Below are 1,039 nucleotides of genomic sequence, written 5' to 3'. Positions count from 1 at the left end.
TGGCTCTGTCCCAATTACGTGTTGAAAGGCTAATCTTGAAGTAGGCCATCACCTTGAGGTCTACCATCATGGATACCCCAGCCTTTCAACACCTGTTGTCCCTTTTTCCCCAATTAACCCTGCGCCAGCGCCGTGTTGCTCAGCAGGAGCTTGCTACACCCCATACCATTACCTCGCTCAATAGTCAGTTACCGGCATCCAGTGGCTGCCCACATTGTCAGGCTAACGTCACCCAGCTAGCGCCTTGGGGATGGAGTCGGGGGCTGCGCCGCTACCGTTGCAAACAGTGTCTGCGCACCAGCACCGCTCTGACCAAGACGCCCTTGGTCAGATTGCGTAAAGCCCAGTGCTGGGAAGACTACGCACAAGCCCTCATCGAAGGACTGACCGTCCGCCAGGCTGCGCGGCGCTGTGGGGTCAGCAAAAACACCGCGTTCCTCTGGCGTCACCGCTTCTTGCGTGCAATGGCAACCCATCAGGCTACACGGGAAGAGGGTATCGTTGAGGTTGATGAGACCTTCTTCCTTGAATCGTTCAAGGGGCAGCGGGGACTGCCGCGTCCACCACGTCATCGCGGTGGTAAAGGTCGGACTCGTGGAACCGGGCCAGATTACATCCCGGTGATGGTGGTACAAGACCGTGCAGGCCACCATGCGGATTTTCAGTTGGAGAAAATAGATGCCGAGACGGTCATCGCGGTGTTGAAGCCGTTGGTGTCACCGGATGCGGTGCTGTGTAGCGATGGCGCGGGTGTGTATGCCTGTTTCAGCAAGGAACAGGGTATAACCCATCAGGTGGTGCGCAATCGTCAAGGCGAACGGGTGGTCGGTGCGTATCACATCCAGCATGTGAACGGATATCACCATCGGTTGAAAGAGTGGATGGAGCGGTTCCATGGCGTGGCGACGCACTACCTGAAGAACTACCTGGGTTGGCGCAGGATGCTGGAGCGTTACGGAAAAGGCGTAAATATCAAAGCATGTTTGCATGAGGCGCTGGGGCGCCCCATGCAACACGTAATTGGGACATAGCCTTTTTT

1 protein-coding gene is annotated in these 1,039 nt (G+C 56.6%); it reads left to right on the top strand.

Annotated features, from left to right (window positions below):
* The first annotated feature begins 68 nt into the window (after nt 1–68).
* Nucleotides 69–1,031, top strand: a complete 963-nt coding sequence (locus tag ACW5W8_RS23730; protein WP_498630873.1) for an IS1595 family transposase — start codon at nt 69–71, stop codon at nt 1,029–1,031.
* The last annotated feature ends 8 nt before the right edge of the window (nt 1,032–1,039 follow it).

The sequence above is a fragment of the Aeromonas aquatilis genome (assembly GCF_054052405.1).
Note: the sequence above shows the minus strand (reverse complement) of the source record. Positions and strands in the feature narration are given on the sequence as shown.

Coding starts and splice junctions, on each gene's coding strand:
- ACW5W8_RS23730 (WP_498630873.1), top strand. CDS start 69: ATGGATACCCCAGCCTTTCAACACCTGTTGTCCCTTTTTCCCCAATTA.